The organism is Stappia sp. P2PMeth1, from assembly GCF_900185735.1.
In the GTDB taxonomy this organism is placed as follows: Bacteria; Pseudomonadota; Alphaproteobacteria; order Rhizobiales; family Stappiaceae; genus Stappia.
Genome location: NZ_FYAW01000019.1, coordinates 505,193 through 523,531 on the forward strand (window position 1 = coordinate 505,193; position 18,339 = coordinate 523,531).

General features: G+C 65.6%; 16 protein-coding genes. 8 read left to right on the plus strand and 8 right to left on the minus strand.

Translation table 11 applies throughout. The features are described from left to right. Positions 1–157 precede the first annotated feature (157 nt). Positions 158–1,069, minus strand: a complete 912-nt coding sequence (locus P2PM1_RS13325; RefSeq protein WP_186399358.1) for a fumarylacetoacetate hydrolase family protein — start codon at positions 1,067–1,069, stop codon at positions 158–160. 14 nt (positions 1,070–1,083) lie between these two features. Then, a complete protein-coding gene (locus P2PM1_RS13330) occupies positions 1,084–2,208 on the minus strand; it encodes a cupin domain-containing protein (protein WP_186386051.1) in 1,125 nt (374 codons plus the stop codon). A gap of 120 nt (positions 2,209–2,328) precedes the next feature. Here P2PM1_RS13330 and P2PM1_RS13335 point away from each other — a divergent pair, with 120 nt between their 5' ends. The 4 genes from P2PM1_RS13335 to P2PM1_RS13350 all read left to right on the plus strand — a co-directional run bounded on the left by P2PM1_RS13335 (position 2,329) and on the right by P2PM1_RS13350 (position 6,285). After that, positions 2,329–3,078: a GntR family transcriptional regulator gene (locus tag P2PM1_RS13335; RefSeq protein WP_244292899.1), complete on the plus strand. Its 750-nt coding sequence runs from the start codon at positions 2,329–2,331 to the stop codon at positions 3,076–3,078. A 325-nt stretch (positions 3,079–3,403) separates the two neighbouring features. Further along, positions 3,404–4,396 (plus strand): TRAP transporter substrate-binding protein, encoded by a 993-nt coding sequence (locus P2PM1_RS13340; RefSeq protein WP_186399359.1) that lies wholly within the window; start codon positions 3,404–3,406, stop codon positions 4,394–4,396. A gap of 138 nt (positions 4,397–4,534) precedes the next feature. Next, the gene (locus P2PM1_RS13345) at positions 4,535–5,005 is read left to right on the plus strand and encodes a TRAP transporter small permease (protein WP_186399360.1); all 471 of its coding nucleotides are present in this window, start codon (positions 4,535–4,537) and stop codon (positions 5,003–5,005) included. Continuing rightward, positions 5,002–6,285: a TRAP transporter large permease gene (locus P2PM1_RS13350; protein ID WP_186399361.1), complete on the plus strand. Its 1,284-nt coding sequence runs from the start codon at positions 5,002–5,004 to the stop codon at positions 6,283–6,285. The genes P2PM1_RS13345 and P2PM1_RS13350 overlap by 4 nt, the downstream gene beginning before the upstream one ends. Before the next feature lie 30 nt (positions 6,286–6,315). Here P2PM1_RS13350 and P2PM1_RS13355 read toward each other — a convergent pair whose 3' ends face one another. Continuing rightward, a complete protein-coding gene (locus P2PM1_RS13355) occupies positions 6,316–6,870 on the minus strand; it encodes a TetR/AcrR family transcriptional regulator (protein WP_186386047.1) in 555 nt (184 codons plus the stop codon). A 100-nt stretch (positions 6,871–6,970) separates the two neighbouring features. On the opposite strand from P2PM1_RS13355, the gene P2PM1_RS13360 reads away from it, so the two are divergent. Continuing rightward, entirely contained in the window at positions 6,971–8,464 is a 1,494-nt protein-coding gene (locus P2PM1_RS13360; RefSeq protein WP_186399362.1) for an MFS transporter, read from the plus strand. An 84-nt stretch (positions 8,465–8,548) separates the two neighbouring features. Here the strand turns inward: P2PM1_RS13360 and P2PM1_RS13365 are convergent, their stop codons facing one another. Further along, positions 8,549–9,610, minus strand: a complete 1,062-nt coding sequence (locus P2PM1_RS13365; protein ID WP_186386045.1) for an AraC family transcriptional regulator — start codon at positions 9,608–9,610, stop codon at positions 8,549–8,551. A 221-nt stretch (positions 9,611–9,831) separates the two neighbouring features. Here P2PM1_RS13365 and P2PM1_RS13370 point away from each other — a divergent pair, with 221 nt between their 5' ends. From P2PM1_RS13370 to P2PM1_RS13380, 3 genes are all read left to right on the plus strand, one after another. Further along, entirely contained in the window at positions 9,832–10,971 is a 1,140-nt protein-coding gene (locus tag P2PM1_RS13370) for a tyramine oxidase subunit B (protein WP_186399363.1), read from the plus strand. A gap of 98 nt (positions 10,972–11,069) precedes the next feature. Next, positions 11,070–11,492: a RidA family protein gene (locus P2PM1_RS13375; RefSeq protein WP_186399364.1), complete on the plus strand. Its 423-nt coding sequence runs from the start codon at positions 11,070–11,072 to the stop codon at positions 11,490–11,492. A gap of 74 nt (positions 11,493–11,566) precedes the next feature. Further along, positions 11,567–12,859, plus strand: coding sequence for an FAD-binding oxidoreductase (locus P2PM1_RS13380; RefSeq protein WP_186399365.1), 1,293 nt, complete (start codon positions 11,567–11,569; stop codon positions 12,857–12,859). Positions 12,860–12,904: 45 nt separating this feature from the next. Here the strand turns inward: P2PM1_RS13380 and P2PM1_RS13385 are convergent, their stop codons facing one another. The 4 genes from P2PM1_RS13385 to P2PM1_RS13400 form a co-directional block, all read right to left on the minus strand. Next, positions 12,905–14,743 (minus strand): ABC transporter ATP-binding protein, encoded by a 1,839-nt coding sequence (locus P2PM1_RS13385; protein ID WP_186399454.1) that lies wholly within the window; start codon positions 14,741–14,743, stop codon positions 12,905–12,907. A 3-nt stretch (positions 14,744–14,746) separates the two neighbouring features. Then, entirely contained in the window at positions 14,747–15,598 is an 852-nt protein-coding gene (locus tag P2PM1_RS13390) for an ABC transporter permease (RefSeq protein WP_186399366.1), read from the minus strand. Between the two features lie 3 nt (positions 15,599–15,601). Further along, entirely contained in the window at positions 15,602–16,615 is a 1,014-nt protein-coding gene (locus tag P2PM1_RS13395; protein ID WP_186399367.1) for an ABC transporter permease, read from the minus strand. 165 nt (positions 16,616–16,780) lie between these two features. Then, complete coding sequence (locus tag P2PM1_RS13400) at positions 16,781–18,307, minus strand: ABC transporter substrate-binding protein (protein WP_186399368.1); 1,527 nt, start codon at positions 18,305–18,307, stop codon at positions 16,781–16,783. Positions 18,308–18,339: the final 32 nt, after the last annotated feature.

The window sequence follows — 18,339 nt, forward strand, 5'->3', positions numbered from 1 at the left end:
TCAGGCCGCGACGGGTCTAGCGGGGCCGCGCGCACTTGCCGCCGACAGGACGCCGTCGTCGACGACACCCCGCCGGCATTGACGTGTCACGGACCATGGAAGCGCGGCCCGCGGCGGCAAGCCGTACCGTTTTGACGACTTGCCCGTCCTGTTCGGATCAGATCGCGACGACCGGGTGGCGCAGCGTGCCGATACCCTCGACGCCGGCCTCGATGACATCGCCGGGCCATAGCCATTCCTGCGGATCCCGACCGGCGCCCACGCCATCCGGCGTTCCCGACGCGATGATGTCGCCGGGTTCCAGCGCAATCGCCGCGCTGATGTCGGCGATCAATGCCGGCACCTTGAACAGCATGTGGCGCGTGTTGGACTTCTGCTTCGTCTCGCCGTTGACCGTCAGCCAAAGGTCCAGCGCGTGAGGATCGCCGATCTCGTCGGCCGTGACGATGCACGGGCCGAAGGGGGCATACGTGTCCTGGCCCTTGGAATAGATCCATTGGCCTGCCCGGCGATTGTCGCGAGCACTGATGTCGATCATCACGCTGTAGCCGAAGACATGGGCGAGCGCTTCGTCCTCGGACACACGGCTGGCCGTCCGCCCCATCACCACCGCCAGTTCCACCTCCCAGTCCAGTTGCTGGGTGATCCTTGCGTCGTGCTGCACCGCCTCACCGGGCCCGATAACCGTCGTCGGCGGCTTGGAGAAGAGGATCGGCTGCTTCGGCAGGTCCTTCGAGGTGTCGAGCGTGCGCGCCGATTCGGCGACATGCTCGACATAGTTGAGCCCGATTCCGAAGACGTTCTTGCGGGGTCGCGGGATCGGCGCCAGCAGCCTGACATTGCCCAGCGGCAGCGTGACGCCGGTTCGGAACCCTGTCCGGCTGTCCTCGATGATTGACCGCAGGTCCGAAACCGCCACCGGGCCAAGGTCGATGAAGTCGAGCATTTTCGACGGCAGAGGCAAACCGGCCCGCAGGCCGATCCTCTCGACATCGATCACCAGATCTCCGTCAAGGACACCGAGGCGGGCCTCCGCCTCGATGCTGCTGCGATACGTGACAAGACGCATGGGATCGGCGCTCCTCAGGCTACAAGCGGCTGCTGGCCGTCATTGTCGCCAAAGGCCTCTTCGCGATAGAGGCCGAGCGACTGCATCACCGGCAGGTCGTTGAAGGTGAAGAGGCAGGCGTCCTCGCTCTCCGAGGCGTTGCCATGCTCATGCCAGGCCCAGGACGGAACGCAGAAGATATCCCGCTCCTGCCAGTCGAAACGCTTCCCATCGATGATCGAATAGCCCTTCCCCTTGGCGACCTGGTAGATGAAGCTGCCGGTGTGGCGGTGCGCCTTCGTGCGCTCGCCCGGCCGCAGCAACTGCATCGAGGCGCCGATGGTCTGCATCACCGGACCGCCGGTCAGCGGATTGACATAGTTCATCAGGACGCCGTCATAGGGCGATCCGTCCGTCACCCTGGAATAGCGCTGCAGCGCCTCGTAGGTCGGGCCCCACTCGAACTTCAACAGCGGCGAATAGGGCTTGCCCCAGTCGGTGCCGACCGGCTGGAGGCCGGGATTGGCCCAGATCGCCGTGGAATCGTTGACCGGATAGCCGACGACCTGCCGCAGATCCTCATGCACGGCGTAGAAATTCGCTTCCAGCGCATTGACGAGCGGGATGTCGAGCCCGTCCTGCCAGATGCAGGGGGCGCCGTCCTCGGCAACGCCATGCTCGTGCCAGGTGCCGTTGGGGGTGAGCACGAAGTCGTTGGCGCCAAGCGTCATCTTGTGACCGTCGACGATCGTGTAGGCGCCCGCCCCTTCCATGATGAAACGCAGCGCGGAGGCGGAATGCGCATGCGCCGAGGCGGTCTCGCCCGGATGCATGACCTGCAGGCCGGAATAGAGCCAGCCGACGGCGGCGGCGACATCCTGGCGGCCCGGATTGTTCAGATAGATCACCCGGCGGCCGGCCTTCTCGGGCGTGACCAGGTCAACGGAGCGCAGGACATGGTCACGCAGGTCGCGGTAGCGCCACAGGACGGGAACCGACGCGGATTTCGGCTGCCACGGCTCGATCTTGTTGGCAACGGTCCACAGGGCGCCGGCGTCGAGACGCTCCAGATCGTTGTAATAGGCCAGGAGTTCGGGCGTGTCCTCCACATTGGCGCGCCCGGCAACATCCTCGCGATAGTTCTCCCTTGCCTTGGTCATAAGGGCCTCCTGTTGTGCTGGATATTACATGACACGCTGGATTTTCGAAATCAATAGGCCTTTGCGATTTCCGGCGAACTGATGTAAATCAGAAGGACAAATCATGAGGAGACAGCCAAGGTGCGCACGGAAGATGTGACCAAAGCGAAGAGCGGTGCAGCCGCGGCGGCCCAGGGCGGAGCGGAGACACTCGCCGAGGTGGCCTATCGTCGGCTGCGGGACGACATCGTGCAAAATGTCTTTTCGCCGGGCCAGCCCTTGCGCCTGGAACTGCTCAAGCAGCGCTACGGCCTGAGTTTCTCGCCCTTGCGTGAGGCGCTCAACCGCCTCCAGACCGAGCGCCTTGTCGTCACCGCAGCACTGCGCGGCTTTTCCGTTGCCCCGGTTTCGGTCGAGGAGATGTGGGACGCCACCGAAACGCGCATCCTGATCGAGTGCGAGGCTCTCAGGCGTTCGATCCAGCACGGCGACGACGACTGGGAAGCCACGGTCGTGTCCACCTTTCACGCGCTCGACCTTCAGGTGCGAAGGATGGAGCAACGCGCCGGAGACGGCGGCGACGACGATATCTCTGCCCTGGAAAGCCGCCACAAGGATTTCCACCGCGCACTCATCGCCTCCTGCCGCTCGCGTCGGCTGATTGCCCTTGCCGACCAGCTCTACACGGAAACCCAGCGCTACCGGCTTCCGGCCTTGAGCGGCAAGAATCCAGCCACCAGCCGCAACATTCCCAGGGAACATCGCGAGATCATGGATGCCTCACTGGCGCGGCGCGCCGACGAGGCCGCCGGATTGCTGGCCGCGCACTATCGCAAGACATCGGAACTGATCGAAGCGTCCATGTCCCGCAGTGGCGCCGCCGTCGCCTGACCATCCCGACCGGCCGGCAGCAGACGCAGGCACGCCCCCGATGCTCGAGAACCATCGGGGGCGCCCTGGCCGACGCCTCTCTCCCGGATTGAGACCCCCGCCACGCCGAAACCGTTGACGGCGCGACGCGCCTCGAATTGCGTCCTTTTCGCGGGGCCGCGCCCGGCAAATTCAGATCGTAAGATTGTAAAAATTTCGATCACAGTCCATCATCTTGCGTCTTGACCGATAATTGTAAAGGTGCTCTCTTTTTCGAAAGAAAGGCGTCGCGGCTGTCTGCAGCCAGATCCGGCAGGCCCGCGTCCACACACAGAGGGGAAGCATCATGAACTGTCGCGTCTTGTCGTCGGCACTGGCGGGCATCGCCCTTGCCGTAGCCTCGTTTTCCAATGGCGCCGCCGAAGCGCGGGACCTGCGTCTCGGGCTGATCACGCCGCCGAGCCACGTGGTGACCCTGGCCGCCAATCGCTTTGCCGAGAAGATCGCCGAGGAAACCGGCGGCCAGCTCACGGTCAGCGTGTTCCCCAGCGGCCAGCTCGGTTCCGAGGCGGACATGCTGCAGCAGATGCAGAGCGGACTGCTGGACATGACGTGGCCGTCGGTCGCGGCCGTCACCGCCCGCCAGCCAACGTTCAACGCCTGGTTCACCCCGTTCCTGATCGACAATGTGGAGATGGCCGTACAGGCGGCGGACACCGAGGCCGCGAAGGAGATGCTGGAGAGCCTCGGCGAACTGGGGATCCTCGGCAAGGGCTATGTCTTTGCCGGCCAGCGGCATATCCTGATGCGCAGCCAGCCCATCACCGCCGTCGCCGACCTGCGCAACCAGAAGATCCGCATCACGCCGTTCCGGGCGACGCAGATCTGGTATCAGGCGCTCGGGGCGATTCCGACCCCTGTCAGCCTGACGGACGTCTATCAGTCGCTCCAGTCCGGACTGCTCGACGGGGTCGACATCGATCTCGACGCGCTCACCGGCTTCAGCCTGCAGGACGTGGGCAAGCAGCTCACCCTGACCAACCATATGGCGTGGCCGCTGGCTGTGCTGATGGGCCAGGAAGCCTGGGAAGATCTGTCGGCGGAGCACCAGGCAGCCTTTTCGCGCGTCCTCGACGAGGTCCTCGAATGGGCCAAGCAGGAGCAGGTCGCCCGCGAGGTGCAGAACCGCGAGCGTCTGCTTGCCGCCATCGACGTGTCGGAGCCAGAGGGCCTGGAAGACACCTTCTCCGAGGCCAACGCCGCCTTCCAGAAGGAGTTCGGCGACATCGACGTGGTCAAGCGGTTCCAGGAGCAGGTGCGGGGATTGCGGGCGCAGTAACCGTGCGCCTCATGGGCGCCTGACGCGAGACAGGCGCCCATCGAGCGGTCCGAGCCGGGCCAGCCCCTACCGATCCAAGAGCAGGACCGCGCCAGCAAGATGCATCGCTTCGCCATCACGCTCCGAAGAACAAGCCTTTTGCTGCAGTCCGTGGAAACCTTCGCGGCCTGCGTCCTGATCGTGGCGTTCACGCTCATCCTGTCGGTCAACGTGTTCGGACGGTATGTCCTGAACGCGCCGCTGTTCTTCGCCGAGGAACTGGCGGTCTACATCCTCATCTGGATGGCCTTTCTGGCGGCTGCGGCGTCGATCGGCCGGGGCGACCTGGTCCGGGTGTCGCTGGTCGACGCGCTGCCGCCGCGGTTTGTCCGCGCGATCCGCCTCGTCGTGGAGATCCTGGTCTTCGCCATGCTGGCCGGGATGCTCTACGCGGCCTGGAAATGGTTCAACGGACCGGCTGTCGCCTTCGAGCAGGCCCTGACGCTGAACATGCCGAAACGACCGTTCCTCGCCATCATCCCGCTGTTCTGCGGGCTCTCGCTGCTGCACACCCTGTCCCACATCGTCGAGATTCTCGTCCTGGACACCGCCAGGGGCACCGCCAGATGACCGCGATTTCCTTTGCCCTGTTCCTGCTGATCGGACTGCCGATCGCCTTCGTGCTGATCGGCTCGGCGTTCATCTTCATGGCCGCCGAAGGCAATTGGCGGTTGCTCAACGCCCTGCCCCAGGTGCTGTTCTCCTCGCTGGAGATCTTCGACCTGCTCGCCATTCCGCTGTTCATCCTGCTGGGAGAGGTGATGAACGAGGGCGGGCTGACGCAGCGCCTGATTTCCGCCGCCCGGACATCGCTGCGGCGACTGCCCAACTCCCTGGCCTATGTCTCGCTCATCGCCAACCTGATGCTCGCTTCGATCATGGGCTCGGCGACGGCGCAGATCGCGGTGATGAGCCGCGTGATGGTGCCGGCGATGGAGGATGACGGATACAAGCGCGGTTTCGCCGCCGCCTTGACGGCCTCGGCCGGTCTGATCGCCCCTCTCATTCCCCCCTCGATGATCTTCATCATCTACGGCGTGGTGGCCCAGGTTTCCGTCGCCGACATGTTCATGGCCGGAATCCTGCCAGGCCTGCTGATGTTCTTCCTGCTGTGCCTGTGGATCTCGATCCGCGTGCCGCGCCGGGACGGTGGCAGTCCGGCCAGGCCGGATACGGCCACCGGGAACCAAGCCGGGGAGCCCGCGCGCGGGCGCGTCGTCCTCGATCTGCTCGTTACCCTCTCGATTCCCGGCATCATCGTCGGGGGCATCGCCTTCGGCGTGTTCACGCCGACGGAATCCGCCGCCATCGCGGTGGTCTTCACGCTGCTGGTCGGCTCGCTCTACTTTCGCAAGCTGACCTTCGCGAGCCTCCGGCAAGCCTTGGTACGAACGGCCGGGAACACCGCCATGGTGCTGTTCCTGATCGCCGCCGCCAAGGTGTTCGGATGGGTCCTGACCTTCAACATGGTGCCGCAGACCATCGCGCTGCTGCTTCAGGGGATCACCTCGGATCCGATCGCCTTCCTGCTGCTGACGTTCCTGTTCCTGACGATCATCGGCTTCTTCCTCGACGGTGTGGCGGCGCTGATCGTCCTGGTGCCCATCCTGTTGCCCATCGCGGTCACCGTCTATGGCATCGACCCGATCCAGTTCGGCGTCATGGTGTGTCTCACCTTGTCGATCGGCCTGTTGACCCCTCCCGTCGGGGCCGGACTGTTCATCGCCTCAGCCGCGGCGAATGTGAAGCTCGGTGCCCTGGTACGTGAAATCCTGCCCTTTCTCGGGATCGCATTCTTCGTCACGCTGTGCACCATCCTGGCGCCTGTCCTGACCTCCGCCTTCAGATGAGCTGCGCAAGCGCAACGGGCGACTGCGGGCCTATGACCGCTCGCCTTGGGGGCCGAGGCTTTCCGCAATGTCCTTCATGACGTCCTCCCACTCGCCCTCGTCCATGTCCATCAGGCCGAAGAACCGCAATGCGAACGCCCCTTCCGTGGCTAGGAAGGCCAGCCTGGCGCGCCGGCCCTCACCGGTCGCGGGATCGAGCATGGCGAGCCGCTCGCGATACCAGCGGCGGGTCGAGGCAAGGTGCTCCGGCGTCTGCTGCAACGCCGCCAGAAGGCTGGCCGCCTTGGCATTGGACGCCGCATCGGAGCGCCGCGTCGCCTCGACATGGGCGCGCATCGCCGTCAGCGCGTCGGGATCTGAGCCGGCGATCCTGGCGAACTCCTCGGCATAGCTCTTCGCCCAGCGGTCCAGCATCGCGTCGATCAGGGCGTCCTTCGTGCCGAAACTGTACTGGACACCGCCCTTGGTGATGCCGGCTGCCTTGGCGACGGCATCAATGGTCAAAGCCGCGGCGCCCTTCGTCGTCACGATCTCCTCAGCCACATCCAGCAGCGCCTCGCGGTCGATTGTCTTCTTTCGGCCCATGTCACCCCTTTTCATTCAATACGTATGTATTTATATAAGGACGTCTGATCCCGGTCCAGCCGCTTGGAAAGACCGGGCGCGAACCCTGATGGTGAATTCCATGCAATCGCATCTCCGCTGGTTGGTCCTTGGCGTGCTGTCCAGTGCCCTTCTGCTCATCGTCATCGACATGACGGTGCTCTATCTCGCCCTGCCGAGCCTCACCCACGATCTGCACGCATCGCCGAGCGAGAAGCTGTGGATCGTCAACGCCTACGCGCTGACCGTCGCGGGGCTGCTGCCCGGCATGGGCGCGCTGGGGGATCGGTTCGGCTACAAGAGACTGTTCGTCACGGGCCTCGTCGTGTTCGGCAGCGCCTCCATGGCCGCCGCGTTTTCCTCCACCCCGACGATGCTGATCGCGGCGCGCGTCGCCCTCGCCATCGGCGCGGCCATGATGATGCCGGCAACGCTCGCCATCATCCGCCACACCTTCGAGGATCCGCAAGAGCGGTCCGTCGCCATCGGCGTCTGGGCCGCCATTGCCTCGGGCGGCGCGGCCCTGGGGCCGGTGGTCGGCGGCCTGCTGCTGGAATATTTCTGGTGGGGCTCGGTGTTTCTCATCAACGTGCCGATCGTCCTGCTTGCGCTGGGGCTCGCCCTTGTTGCGCTTCCGGCAAGTCGCGGCAATCCGAACCGTCCGTTCGACCTTCTGGCCTCGGCCCAGATCATGATCGCCCTGGTTGGGTTGACCCTCGCCATCAAGGAGGCCGGCAAGGCGGAGCCGTCCCCTGCGACGGCCATCCTCGCCGTGGCTGTCGGGCTGGTGTTCGCGGTCGCCTTCGTGCGCCGTCAGGGCTCCTCCAGCACGCCGATGCTCGACTTTGCCCTGTTTCGCAACCGCACCTTTGCCTCGGCCGTCGCCGCCGCCTTCGTCGCCTCGGCGGCGCTCATGGGGACGGAACTGGTCGTCAGCCAGCGGCTGCAACTGGTGGTCGGCCTGTCGCCCCTGCAGGCGGGACTTGCCATCCTGCCGATCCCGCTCGCAGCCTTCGTCGCCGGGCCGCTGGCCGGGCTGGTGCTGCCGCGCGTGGGCACCGAACGCGTTCTGTGGTCGTCCCTCGCCCTCGCGGCGGCCGGCGTTCTCGCCTATCTCGTCGGCTACCAGTCCGGGCTCTCGATCCGGATCGGTGCCTTCATCATGATCGGCCTGGGCATCGGCGCAGCGATGACCGCCGCCTCCAGCGCCATGCTGCTCAGCGCGCCCCCCGACAGGGCGGGCATGGTCGCCTCGGTCGAGGAAGTGTCCTACGAACTCGGCGGCGCCTTCGGCATCGCCATTCTCGGCAGCCTGATGTCGGCGGTCTATGCGGCCTCGTTCCGCCTGCCGGCCAGCGTTGCCGTTCCGGATCTGGCACAGAACGGTATCGACGGGGCGCTGCTCGCGGCGCAAGCGCTGCCGGAAGGTCTCGCCACCCTGCTCGTCAGCCGGGCGCATGCGGCTTTCGACAGCGCCTTCCTTGCCGTAATGGGAGCCGCAATGGCGCTGATGTTTGCCGTTTCCATTGCAATCGCGATGGTCGCACGGCATGGCGCCAGAACCGGACGGGCCTGAGCGCGGGGACGGGAGCGGGGTGCGGGCGTATTCCAGGTGCCGGAAGCGAAGGCCCGGTCCGGAACCCTGGACGGCACGCCCGCCTCACGGCGCCTTCTTGCCGTAGCGCCGCGGCGCCGCCCCCGTCCACTGCTTGAAGGCTCGCGAGAACGTCGCCGTGTCCGCATAACCGAGCACCTGCGCCGCGGCAGCGAGCGGCATCCCGCTGTCCTCCAGCAGCGCCTCGGCCCTCGCCTGCCGCGTTTCCTGCAACACGCGCCGGAACGACGTGCCCTCCTCCACCAGCCGGCGGCGCAGGGAGCGCACCGACATGTTGAGATCGGCGGCGATCACGTCGCAGTCGACCGAGGCCTGCCCAAGACGCCGCGCGATGATCTCCTTCGCCCGCTGGGCGACGCTCTTGCTCGCGGCTGCCTCTGGGCGGATCAGGTCGAGCAGATGGGTTTCCAGAATGCTCTTCAGCCCGTCATCGGCAGAACGCGCAGATCGGGGAAACGGCCGGTCCAGATCCTCGTCGAGGATGACGAGCCCATTGGACGGCTGGTTGCCAAGCACCGGCGCCCGGAAGAAGGCTTGAAGCTGCTTCTCCCGGCTCGCCACTGAATGTTCGAAATGCACTTCCACCGGCGACCAGGTCGCCGTCGTGAGTTGCTTCACCAGCGTCATCAGACCCGCGATGGTGAACTCGGCGTCCTGACGGCGCGGCCAGATGGCCGGATTGTCGATGCGGTAGCCGTAACTCGTCGCATCCGCCCACCGGTCCACCGACAGCAGCGTCTGTGTCTGCCAGCGGCTCTGGAACCGGGCAAAGGTGGCCAGCGCATCGCGCAGATCCCGCGAGGCACTGAGCAGGGCGTGAAACGGCCCCAACTCCGTCAGGCCGAAGCGAGCCCCCATCTCCAGCCCCAGAAAGGGCTGCGAGAACGTCGCCGCCGCGCTTTCGAGCAGCGACACATAACGATGCAGCGGCAGTTGCTGGTAGGGGTGAGTGACCTGCGATCCGAAGACGCCATGTGCGTCGAGCAAAGGGCCGAGTTCGTCCGTCCTGTCGGGCAGGGCGTTGAACAGCGCTGCCAGAAACAGAGAACGGATCGTCGCATTCTCATCCTTGGCCGAAGTGGGGCGATGAGGAGAAACGTCAACCATAGGGATAGTCCCGGATCTGGATTGTCTTTCTTTTTAGCAAACTCGACTGTTTTTGTAAAATAACGATCGCCCCTTCAGCGCCGATCGGACGGCACGGCGCAAGGGCCGGCCCGGATCCCGGCCTTGGCCGGTTTTGCAAAGGCTTCAACCGTCCCGGCAATTTACCTTGGACGGGACCAGCGGCACCTTTCGCTCACCCGTCACGAAAGATGCCGAGCAAAATGACCGCCTCCCCCAGGATTGACTTCATTTACCTGTCCGAGCCCGACATGATCCGCGCCGGCGTCACCGACATGGCCGCCTGCGTCGACACAATGGAGGAGATGTTCCGCCTGCTTCACCATGGCGACTATCGCATGGCGGGCGCGAACAACAACTCGCATGGCGCGATCGTGCTGTTTCCCGAGACATCTCCCTTTCCGGACATGCCCAAGGCGACCGCCGACCGCCGGTTCATGGCCATGCCCGCCTATCTGGGCGGACGGTTCCGGACCACCGGCATGAAGTGGTACGGCTCGAACATCGAGAACAGGGCGAGGGGATTGCCGCGCTCGATCCTGACCTTCGTGCTCAATGATCCGGACACGGGGGCGCCGCTCGCCTTCATGTCCGCCAATCTTCTGTCGGCCTATCGGACCGGCGCCGTTCCCGGCGTCGGCGCCCGCCATCTGGCCCGCCCCGAGTCCCGGGTGGTCGGGCTCCTCGGCCCCGGCGTCATGGGAAAGACTTCTTTGTCGGCCTTCATGGCGGTCTGTCCCGGCATCGACACCGTCAAGATCAAGGGCCGCGGCCGCGCCAATCTCGAGGCCTTCCTCGCCTGGCTGGACAAAACCTATCCCCAGATCGCCAATGTCGAGGTGGTGGACGAGATCGAAGACGTCGTGCGGGACTGCGACATCGTCACCTTCTGCGGCTCGGGGGCCACCGGCGACCCCTCCACCTATCCGACGGTGCGGCGCGAATGGGTGCGCCCCGGCACGTTCCTGTCCATGCCGGCACTGTGCAACATCGATGTCGGCATGGAAGCCCCGGAGATCCGCAAGGTCCTCGACAATACCGGCCTGTACGACGCCTGGTACGAGGAAAACCCGAAACCCGTCCATGCCTCGGTCCCGGCGGTCGGCATCCGCTTCCTCGACCTTGCCGCCGAAGGCAGGATCGACCGCGACCAGCTCGAGGACCTCGGCGAGATCGTCGCCGGCGAGGCGCCCGGCCGGCGCGATGACGACGAGATCATCATCATGTCGGTCGGCGGCATGCCGGTCGAGGACGTCGCCTGGGGCACCGTCGTCTACCGCAAGGCGCTGGAACTGGGCATCGGCACCCGGCTTACCCTGTGGGACGAGCCGGCCCTGCGCTGACCCCCTCGCCGTCGCAACCCGCGGCGCCATCCTCCACCGCCTCCCTCCACCGCTGGCCGTGAGCCAGCCGTCATCATCATCCTCACCGGGATCCCGCCATGCCAGACATCGTCAAAGTCAAGACCGGCTCGAAATTCGAGGAACACGGCAGCTATTCGCGCCTCGTCGCCATCGACAATCTGATCTTCGTTTCCAACACCGCCGGCCGCAATCCCCGTACCAAGACGATCCCGGAGGATCTGACCGAGCAGACGCTCCAGGTTCTGGCCAATATCGAGACGGCCCTTGCGGCGGTCGACGCAAGCCTTGCCGACGTCGTCGCGGCGCGCGTCTTCGTCCAGTTTCCGCAGGATGTCGAAACCGTCATGACCGCCTATGGCGAGAAGATGCGCGGGATCAATCCGACCCTCACCATGACCTGCCCGGCACTGGGAGCGCCCGAATATCGGGTCGAGATCGAGGTGACGGCCTATCGCGGCGCTGCCACCGCCAACGCCAGGATGATGAAGATCTCGCTGTGAGCCGGCTTGCCGACCGCTGCCGCACCGCGTCCTGCCCGCGCTGACCCGGCGCCCCGAAACCAAGGAAAAGAGCCGTGGCTCCCGTCATCCTCCCCGTCCACACCTCTGCCGAACTCCCTGCCGCAACGACCGTCGCCATCATCGGCGGTGGCATTGTCGGACTGACCGCCGCATTGACGCTCGCCGAGCGCGGAGTGCCGGTGACGGTGCTGGAAAAGGGCCGCCTCGCCGGGGAGCAATCCTCGCGAAACCTCGGCTGGATCCGGAAGATGGGCCGCGAAAAGGCCGACATTCCCCTGTCTCTCGAATCGGACCGGCTCTGGGCGTCGATGCCCGAGCGCCTCGGCGCCGATATCGGCTACCGCCAGGCCGGCATCATCTATCTCGCCCGGACCGAGGCCGAAATGGCGGGGCACCGCAACTGGCTCGCATCGGTTGAGGACCTCGAACTCGATTCCCGCCTGCTCGATCCGGCCGAGATCGATCGGCTTGTCCCCGGTGGCGCGGGTCGCTGGGTCGGCGGCATTCATACCCCCTCCGACGGGCGCGCCGAACCCACGCTCGCCTCCAGCGCGGTCGCCCGCGCGGCCCTGACAAAGGGCGCCGTCATCATCGAAGACTGCGCCGTGCGCACGCTTTCAACAGCGGCCGGGCGGGTGTGCGGCGTCATCACGGAACGGGGAGAGATCGGCTGCGACCAGGTGCTGCTGGCGGGCGGGGTGTGGTCGCGCCGTTTTCTCGGCAACCTCGGCCTGTCGCTGCCGGCTCTGCCGCTGGTCGCCTCGGTCGCGCGCACAGCCCCCATGGACGGGCCGACGGAGATCGCCGTCGGCGCCCCGGACTTCTCGTTCCGCAAGCGCCATGACGGCGGCTACACGATCACCCAGCGCGGCGCGCTGGTCGCCCCGCTGATGCTCGACCACCTGCTGATCGGCCATCGCTACCTGTCGACCTTGCGAGCGCAATTGAAGAATGTGCGGATCTCGTTCGGCCGAGACCTGCTGCGCGATCTGTTGCTCGCCCGCCGCTGGAGTGGCGACCGGGCCTCGCCCTTCGAGTTGGTGCGAACACTCGATCCGCCCGTGAACGACGCGCTCAACGCCGAGGCGCTGCGTAACCTTGCGCTGGCCTGGCCGGTCTTCAAGGATGTCGTCATCCGCCAGGCCTGGGCTGGCATGATCGATGTCACTCCGGACTCGCTGCCGGTGATCTCGCCGGTCGCCGCCCTTCCCGGCCTGACCATAGCCTCCGGCTTCTCCGGCCACGGCTTCGGCACATCGCCGGCAGCCGGCCAGCTTGCCGCCGACCTCGTCACCGGCGCATCGCCGATCGTCGACCCAGAACCCTATCGGTTCGACCGGTTCTGAGCGCGGATCGGGCCGGAGCCGCGGAAAGCCACTCTCGACCAGCCTTCACTGGCTTTGGGACATGGTCTTGCGCAGGGAGGCCCCCCCTTGCGCAGCGGCGACAAGCGCACGGGTATAGTCGTGCCTTGGGTTGCCGAACACCTCCTCGACCGGCCCCTGCTCGACGATCTCTCCCCTGAACATCACCACTGTCCGGTCACAGATGTGCCGAACGACCGCAAGGTCGTGGGAAATCAGCAGCAACGAAATCGCGGCCTCTTCGCGAAGCGCCTTCAGCAGTTCGAGGATCTGCGCCTGAACCGACACGTCGAGGCCGGACACGATCTCGTCGGCGACCAGCAGCCGCGGGTTGGAACACAGCGCTCGGGCGATGTTGACCCGCTGCTTCTGGCCACCGGAAAGCTGGTCGGGAAAGCGATCGATGACGTCCGGCGGCAACAGCACCTTGGCGAGCAGGTCCCTGGCGATGGCGCTGCGGGCCGCCCGCGACGGCCGGTCCGCGCGCGCCTCGAGGCTTTGCGTGACAAGGCTGCCGATGCTGCGCCGCGGATTGAGCGCCGACTGCGGGTCCTGGAACACGAGCTGCACCTGGTCGCGCAGCGCCCGTAAGGTGGCGGCAGAGCGGTCCGATCCTGCAAACCCGGCCACATCGAGCCGCCCGGTCGTCACGTCCTCGAGACCGAGGATCAGCTTGGTCAGCGTGCTCTTGCCCGATCCACTCTCCCCGACCACGCCGACGAACTCGCCTTCGCGCACCTCGAAGTCGAGGCCCCGAAGCGCCTCGACCCGGCGCATGCGCCCAATCCAGTCGCGCGCAATATAGATTTTCGCCAATCCTTCGGCACGCAGTACGACGTCGGGCCCGGGCTCCCGTGCCGCGGCCTGAGGCCCTTCGGCCGGAGCCTGGATGGCGGAGACGCGCTCGGGAAAGTGACAGGCGCTGCGATGGCCGGTGGTGGTGCTGGCAAGCAGCGGCTTGTCCGTGTGGCATCTCATCTCGGCGACCGGGCAGCGCGGGGCGAGTTCGCAGCCCGCCGTGACGCTTCGCTCCAACGCGCTCGGCATGGTTCCCGGCAGGGTCAGCAACGGCCTCGGCGGCCCCGAGAGGGTGGGTGTTGCGAGACTGAGGCAGCGCGAATAGGGGTGCGCAGGACTGCCGATGATGGTTTCCGCCGCACCGCTTTCCACGATACGGCCGGCGTAAAGCACCGCGACCTCGTCGCAAAGATCGGCCGCCAGACACAGATCGTGGGTGATGAAGAGAACCGAGGCCCCGTGGGTCTCGACCATTCTTGCGATGAGCTCGGCCACCCGCGCCTGGATCGTGACGTCGAGCGCGGTCGTCGGCTCGTCGGCCACGACCAGCTTCGGATTGGACGCGAATGCCATGGCGATGAGGACACGTTGCAGCATGCCGCCGGAGAGCTGGTGCGGGTAGTGCGAAAGCAACTCCCTCGACCGAGGAAGATGTACGTCCTCCAGAAGCTGGATGGTCCGCTCCTTGCGCTCCTTCGGCCATCTGAAGCCGATCCGGGCAAGATGACCGCCGAACTGCTGCCCGATCGTCAGGGCGGGATTGAGCGCCGTCATGGGCTCCTGGGGAATGAACCCGATGTCGCGTCCCAGCAAGTCGCGCCGTGTCGCCCGCGTCATGCTGCCCAGCGGAAGGCCGTCGAACTCGATCGATCCGGCGGACACAGCGAGTGCGCCCGGCAGCGTGTCGGCAATGCAGGCGCCGATCATCGACTTGCCCGCTCCGGACTCGCCGATAACACCAAGGATCCTGCCGCCTCCGATCGCCAGGTCGACCCCGCTCAGGATCCGATCGCCGGTGGGAAGCGAGACGTCGAGCCCGCTGATCTCAAGCACATTCTGCTGTTTCATCACTTAAACCGGCCGTCTGGCTGAGGAGCGGGGATCAAGGACACGATTGAGGCTGTCACCCAGCGCGTTGAAGCTCAGGACCGTGACGAAGATCATCAGGATCGGCAAAGCGAGCCCCCAGGGCGCCGAGTAGATATCGATGCGTGCATCCGCGATCATCTGGCCCCAGGCGGGCACGTCGGCGGGAACGCCCATGCTGACGAAGGACAGGATCGCTTCCACGACGACCGAGATCCCCATCTGCAGGCTGAACAGCGTGACGATCATCGGCAGCACGCCGGGCAGCACTTCCCGGAGGATGATGCGTCCGTGGGAGAAGCCGGCAAGGCGCGCATAGGCGACATAGTCCTGTCGCCGCGTCACCTGAACTTCGGTGCGCAGGACCCGGCAGAAGCGGGTCCAGTCGACGAGGATGATCGCGAGGATGACCTTGTCCGTGCCGATGCCGAGCCCGACGATCAGCAGCATCGACAGAACGACCGGCGGGAAGGACAACCAGATCTCGACCAGCCGCGAGATTGCCCAGTCGATCCTGCCGCCGAAATAGCCCGCGATGCAGGCAAGGACACTGCCAAGGAGCATGGCGCCGCAGGACGCGAAGATCGCGACGGTCATGGCGGTGCGCGCGCCATGGATCAGTCGCGACAGGATATCGCGGCCGAGGCTGTCGGTCCCCAGCAGGTGCTCCGCCGACCCGCCGGCGAAAACCGGCGGCATCAGGATGCTCAGCAGATCCTGGTCGTTCGGCTCATGGGGTGCGATCCATGGCGCAAGCAGCGCCATCAGAAGGATGGCCGAGACCGCCCCTCCGCTCAGGATCAGCCGGATGTCCGCATATCGGGCGAAACCATGCATCGCTCAGCTTCTCAGCCTGGGATTGAGGAGATAGACGCCGGCATCGGCAAGCGAATTGAAGATCAGGGTGGTCGCGCAATAGATGAGGGCAACCGCCATGATGACGTTGAGGTCGACCGTCTGCATGGCTCTCAGCATCAGGTTGCCGAGGCCGGGATAGGAGAAGATCAGTTCGACCAGCAACGTGCCGCCAAACAGGCCGCCGAACTGCGTGCCGACCAGCACGACGACCGGCAGGATGGCATTCTTCAGCGCCTGCCCGAACAGGATGCTGCGGTCGCTGAGCCCGCGTAGCCGCGCCTGCCGGATGTAGCTCTGCTGATAGGTAGCGACGAGGCTGGAATGCAGGACGCGGATGATGGCCGGCGAAAAGGCCAGCCCCAGCGCCAGAACGGGGAGCGCCATGTGGGACAGGGCGTTGAGAAACAGCCGCGGCTCCCCCGCGGCCAGAGTGTCGACGAGCAGGAAGCCGGTGAGGTCGGGAACCGACAGTCCCGGAGCGAGCCTGCCGTTCACCGGGAACAGCGGCATCAACACGCCCAGCAACAGGATGAACAACAGTGCCAGCAGGAAGTCCGGCAGGGCCATGATCACCGAGGTGACGACCATGCCGGCCGATGCAAGAACCGTCCCGCGCGCGGCGAAGATCAGCAGCCCCATGGCAACGCCGAAGACGATGGCGAAGGCCAGAGCACATGTCGCAAGCTCGATGGTGGCCGGAAGGCGCTGGAGAACGAGCGTCGAGGTCGGCATGCGATATTGGGCGGACTCGCCGAAATCGCCGCGTACCGCGCTGCCGAGCCAGACCGCGTATTGCTCCCAGACCGGTTTGGTCAGACCCATCTCGATCCGCTTGGCCTCGACCTGTTCGATCGTCGCCGATGGCGGAAGCGACATCTGCGCCGGATCCACCGGCAGCACCCTGAGCGCCAGGAAGACGAGCATCGAAACGACGGCGAATACCGGCATGATCGCCGCCAACCGCCTTGCGACCACCCATAGCAGTGCCCTGAACACCTCGACGCCCCCCTCCGGCGTGATGCGCGGGACCGTTCCCCGCGCGGATCCCTCTGAAGCTGCCACAGCATCGGCCCGAAAACCGAACCCGGCTTTCGGAAAGCACGATACGGAGAGTCAAACAGCCGGATGGCCTTTTGTGCGTCTTGATAGACGCATGGCGCCCTAGGCCGGCGTGATGGCCCCCGGCAACACCAGGCCGTTCGACCATGGCTTGAAGTTGAGGCCCTTCCGGAAGCCGATGGTCTGAATGGCCTGAAGAAGCGGGATGATGGCTCCTTCCTCGACCAGATACGCGTTCAGATCCTCATAGCCCCGGATGCGCGTCTCGTAGTCCGGCTCCGAGAACAGGAGTTGGACCCGGGCCGTCACCTCCTCGGTCCGATAGGTGGAGAAGGGCAGATCCTGGTTGAACATATGGCCGGCGAACAGCTCCGGATCACCGGTCCCGTTTTCCCAGACGAACAGCGAGGCGTCGGGCAGTTTGCCGGTGGCGTTGAGCTCGTACCATTGCGCCTCGGTGATCACGGTCAGGCTGGCCTCGATACCGACCTTCCTCCACATCGTCACGATGGCGCGAGCCAGATCGTAGTCGCCCGGAAACTGACCGTTCGTCGTCGCAAACCCGAGCTTGACCGGCTTGTCGGGGCCATGACCGGAGGTCGCCAGCAGTTCCACCGCCCCTTCCGGATCGTAGGCGAAGGCGAAGTCCTGTGGGTTGCCCGGCATGCCGGGGATCGTCGGAACGTCGATGGTCACGGCGTCGCCGCCGAAGAAGGCCCGGCTGAGCGTCGCCTTGTCGATCGCCTTGTGCGCCGCCAGACGGACATTGTGGTCGGCGAAGGCGCCGTCCGCCCGCACGGTGACATAGATGATCCGCGCGATCGGGTTCGCGATGGCGTTGAACGCGGTGCCCTGCTGCAGCCGCTTCACATCGCGGATCGACAGTTCCAGCGCGATGTCGACCGTCCCGGACTCCAGCGCCGCCAGGCGCGCGGTGGGATCGGGGATGATCTCGAAGGTGATCTGCCGGACCGAGGGCAGGTCTCCCCAGTAGTCATCCCGACGGACAAACACGATGCGGCTGTCGCGCCGATATTCCTTGAGCACATAGGGCCCCGATCCCATCGGTGCCGTCTGCATGCCCTCGACCCCCACCTTTTCGGCATATGCCTTGGAGACGATGTAGCTCGCGCTGAAACCGAGCCATTGCGGCGCCGTCGGAAACGGGTCCTTGAACCGCATGACGGCCTCTACCGGCGAGACCACTTCGATGTCCGACACGACACCGAAGCCGACAATAAGGTCGATCTCGTCGCCGCGCTGAAGGCGCTCGAAGAAGGTGAAGCGGAAGTCCTCGGCCGTCAGCGGGGTCCCGTCCGAGAAGGTGACGTCGTCCCGAAGCACGACATGAAGGCTGCGCGCATCGTCCGCAAGCTTCCACTGCGTGACCACGTTGGGTACCAGTTCAAGGTCGGCCGTCTGGTTCAGCGGCTGGTCGAACAGCATCTTGAGAACGGTCTGCGGATCTGGCGCCAGCCGCTGGTTCGGGTCCCAGGTCACCGGATCGGTCATCCAGGCGATGGAGACCGTATCGATGTCGCCGGCAAGCGCGAAATCCGGTCGCACGAGCAACGCGCCGCCAGCAACCCCGGCCAGTTTCATGAACAAGCGTCTGTCGATGTCCTTCATTGTCGCTCTCCTCTGGCTGGCAGTGTCCGGCG

Coding starts and splice junctions, on each gene's coding strand:
- P2PM1_RS13355 (WP_186386047.1), bottom strand. CDS start 6,870: ATGGGCCGAAAGAAGACAATCGACCGCGAGGCGCTGCTGGATGTGGCT.
- P2PM1_RS13390 (WP_186399366.1), bottom strand. CDS start 15,598: ATGCATGGTTTCGCCCGATATGCGGACATCCGGCTGATCCTGAGCGGA.
- P2PM1_RS13350 (WP_186399361.1), top strand. CDS start 5,002: ATGACCGCGATTTCCTTTGCCCTGTTCCTGCTGATCGGACTGCCGATC.
- P2PM1_RS13365 (WP_186386045.1), bottom strand. CDS start 9,610: ATGGTTGACGTTTCTCCTCATCGCCCCACTTCGGCCAAGGATGAGAAT.
- P2PM1_RS13330 (WP_186386051.1), bottom strand. CDS start 2,208: ATGACCAAGGCAAGGGAGAACTATCGCGAGGATGTTGCCGGGCGCGCC.
- P2PM1_RS13340 (WP_186399359.1), top strand. CDS start 3,404: ATGAACTGTCGCGTCTTGTCGTCGGCACTGGCGGGCATCGCCCTTGCC.
- P2PM1_RS13400 (WP_186399368.1), bottom strand. CDS start 18,307: ATGAAGGACATCGACAGACGCTTGTTCATGAAACTGGCCGGGGTTGCT.
- P2PM1_RS13370 (WP_186399363.1), top strand. CDS start 9,832: ATGACCGCCTCCCCCAGGATTGACTTCATTTACCTGTCCGAGCCCGAC.
- P2PM1_RS13385 (WP_186399454.1), bottom strand. CDS start 14,743: ATGAAACAGCAGAATGTGCTTGAGATCAGCGGGCTCGACGTCTCGCTT.
- P2PM1_RS13375 (WP_186399364.1), top strand. CDS start 11,070: ATGCCAGACATCGTCAAAGTCAAGACCGGCTCGAAATTCGAGGAACAC.
- P2PM1_RS13360 (WP_186399362.1), top strand. CDS start 6,971: ATGCAATCGCATCTCCGCTGGTTGGTCCTTGGCGTGCTGTCCAGTGCC.
- P2PM1_RS13325 (WP_186399358.1), bottom strand. CDS start 1,069: ATGCGTCTTGTCACGTATCGCAGCAGCATCGAGGCGGAGGCCCGCCTC.